Here is a 3,391-nt window from a genome sequence, read left to right on the forward strand (position 1 = left end):
GGTAAAGTGGTGAAACTGGAGTACAAAAGCGATCTGTCTGACATCAGCGCTCAGGTTTGGGGCGCAGCTTTCACGCCATACCGGCAGTTTATTACCCTTAAAAACACCAGCGACGGCTGGCAGCTGCAAAACCGCTGCACCTGCCCGGTGGGTGCCAACTGCAAGCATGTACTGGCAGTGCTGCTGCGGCTACAACGTGATTACCAGCAAGACAAACTAAAACTGGAACAACAACCGGTACGACAACTGAATCAGTGGTTTGAGCAGGTAGAGCAATCTTTAGCCCCGCCCGAGGATGACAAAGATGTGGTGTTGTATCTGCTGTCTTATGGCCAGGCCGGGTTACAGCTAAGCCCGCGGCGGGTGCGGGAGAGTAAAAAAGGCGGCTATACCAAAGGCGTTGCCATTGGTAAGTATGATTTAGTCGCACCGACAATACCGCACTGGATCGAGCAGCATGATTACCGTTTACTCAGTTATTTCCGCGCGCAAAGCCTGCGGGACTTACCACTGCTGGAAGGCGATTGGGGTTATCAGCTATTACAGCAACTGCTTGGCAGTGGCCGCTGTTTCTTTTCTGAAGCGCGCTACCCGGTGACAGAAGGGCCAAAACGGCCGTTACAGTTTGTCTGGCAAAATACTGCTGCCGGGCAGCAGTTAAGCTGGCAGCTTGACGATGCTGACCGTGATTTTGAACTGGTGTACACAGACCCACCCTGTTACCTGGATACCAGCTACTACCAGATTGGCGAGCTGGACACCCGGCTTAGCAGTGAGCAGCTGAAATTACTGAATAAAATGCCACCAATACCGCAGCAGGCCTTATTACCCAGCATCAGCCGCCTGCAGCAACTGTTCAACCAGACCAGCCTGCCAGTACCTTCTGCTGAAGGTTTAAAGCAGGTAAAAAGCCGCCCTCGTCCGGTGCTGCAACTAAAAATGCTGCCACACAAGCTGAAAAGCCGCAGTGAACCCACCGCAGTGCTGCAGTTTCAGTATGCCGGTTATCTGCTGCCACTGGATTTAAATCAGGCACAAACTGAGTTGGAACAGGACGGTGTGACGGTTTTTGTTAAGCGGGATCGCAGTACAGAAATTTCGGCGCTGGAGCAGTTAGTCGAGCTTGAACTGCAACAACTGCCTGCCTTGCCGGCGCCATATACAGAGCACAGCGCTTTTGGTGTCGGTGACGGACCGGACAACCCGCTGCTGTGGCAACCGTTACTGGATGCCTTACCACAGCTGCAGCAGCAAGGCTGGCATATTGCCCGTGATGAAAACTTTAACCTGGACATTTTAACCGGCGATCCTTATCTCGCCGTGCAGGATAATGCCGTGGGCGGCTTTGCATTAGCGATTCAGGTCGACATCGATGGCACTCAGGTCCCCTTGCTACCGCTTATCAGTCAGTGGTTACGCCAGCACGGCCTGCCTGATGCCAATAAGCCTATCTGGTTATCATTGCCACAGGGCAAGCTGGCCTTGCCGGTAGCATTGATCCAGCCGTTTATTGATACCATTATCGAACTGTTAAACCCGAACAAGCCGCAATTCAGCCTTGATTTACCAGCCTATAAAGCCGCCTTGTTGCCCCCCGAGAGCGCAAAAGATATTCAGTTTTTAAATGCGCAGCGCGCACAGCGTTTAAGCAGTTTACTGCATAACTTTAATGGCATACCGCCTTGTGAAACGCCGCACGGCTTACAGGCGTCGCTGCGTGATTATCAGTTACAGGGCTTAAGCTGGCTGAACTTTTTACGCGAATTTGGCCTCGGCGGTATTCTGGCAGATGATATGGGTTTGGGTAAAACCTTACAAACCTTAAGCCTGCTGCTGAGTATAAAGCAGCGTGGCGAACTGACCCAGCCGGCGCTGATTGTCTGCCCGACCAGCTTACTGGGTAACTGGCTGGCCGAAGCCGCACGCTTTACACCACAACTACGGGTGCTGCAGGTGCATGGTAACAAACGCCAGCCATTATTTAATGAACTTGCCGATTATGATGTGATAGTAACCAGCTACCCGTTGGTGGTGCGCGACCATAAGTATTATCAGCAACAGCCACTTTCTGCCGTGATCCTGGACGAAGCCCAGCATATAAAAAATGCCGGCAGCCAGGCCGCTAAAGCGGTGCGTTTACTTAAAGCCGGTTTTAAACTGGCGCTATCCGGTACACCGCTGGAAAACCACTTAGGTGAGCTCAAATCTATCTTTGATTTTGTCTTGCCCGGGCTTTTGGGTAACGATGCGCACTTTAATCAGGTATACCGCAAACCGATTGAAAAACATGGTGATACCGAACGCGCTCATGCGTTAAAAGCACGAATCGCGCCCTTTATGCTACGCCGCACTAAAGCCCAGGTTGCCAGTGAGCTGCCGGAGAAAACCGAAATTGTGCAGTTGCTGGAACTGGAGAGTGATCAGCGTAACCTGTACGAAAGCATCCGGCTGGTGATGGAAACCAAAGTACGGGAATTATTTGTGCAAAAAGGCGTGGCGGCCAGCCAGATCCAGTTTCTTGATGCCTTGCTAAAACTGCGCCAGGCCTGTTGTGATGCCAGGCTGGTGCCGGTAGAGCACGCCCGCTCAGTACAAACGAATGCCAAACTGCAATGGCTGCGCGACACCCTGCCGGAAATGCTGGAAGAAGGCCGTAACATACTGATTTTCAGCCAGTTTGCCAGTATGCTTACATTGATTGAAGATGAGCTGACTGCATTGGGTATCAGCTACAGCAAACTAACCGGCCAGACCAGGCATCGTCAGCAGCAGATAGATGCATTTCAGCACGGCGACACCCGGGTATTTTTAATCAGCTTAAAAGCCGGTGGCACCGGCCTTAACCTGACCGCCGCGGATACCGTTATTCACTACGACCCGTGGTGGAACCCGGCTGCCGAAGCACAAGCTACCGACCGTGCGCATCGTATCGGTCAACAAAAAGCCGTGTTTGTATATAAATTGATTGCGGCGAATACAGTAGAGCAAAAAGTACAATTACTGCAGCAACACAAACGTCAGCTGGCAGATCAGTTATTTTCTGGTGGTAAAGGTCAGCCCTGGCAAGGCAAGGCTGACGACTTACTGGCGTTGTTCACGGCCGACTAGATCAGTCGGCATACCACATTCTGGCCTGACGGGCCGGTAGGCTAAAGTTATAGCTGCCACCGTTGATGTACACCAAATTTCCGCCGCTTAGTACGTCACGGTAGTTTCGGTACCAGTAAAAGCGGTTATGGGTGTTGATATTAAAGCTCTGGGTGCTGCCGCATTTATTAATGCCCACTATACCTTCCTGCGCCCGGCGAAACAGTATGGCGCAATCATTCCATGCCAGCATTTCCATGCCCTGCCCCTGCATGCGGTTGTGGAAGTTAAGCATCTTGCTGAT

General features: G+C 51.9%; 1 protein-coding gene and 1 pseudogene. One reads left to right on the plus strand and one right to left on the minus strand.

Going from position 1 to position 3,391, the window contains the following annotated elements:
• On the plus strand, nucleotides 1–3,108 hold a 3,108-nt coding region (locus VIN66_RS03690; protein WP_331922733.1), incomplete at its 5' end, for a DEAD/DEAH box helicase.
• Nucleotide 3,109: 1 nt separating this feature from the next.
• Here VIN66_RS03690 and VIN66_RS03695 read toward each other — a convergent pair.
• A pseudogene (locus VIN66_RS03695) lies at nucleotides 3,110–3,391 on the minus strand (alpha-amylase); the annotation flags it as partial.

Source organism: Rheinheimera sp. (assembly GCF_036568245.1).
In the GTDB taxonomy this organism is placed as follows: Bacteria; Pseudomonadota; Gammaproteobacteria; order Enterobacterales; family Alteromonadaceae; genus Alishewanella.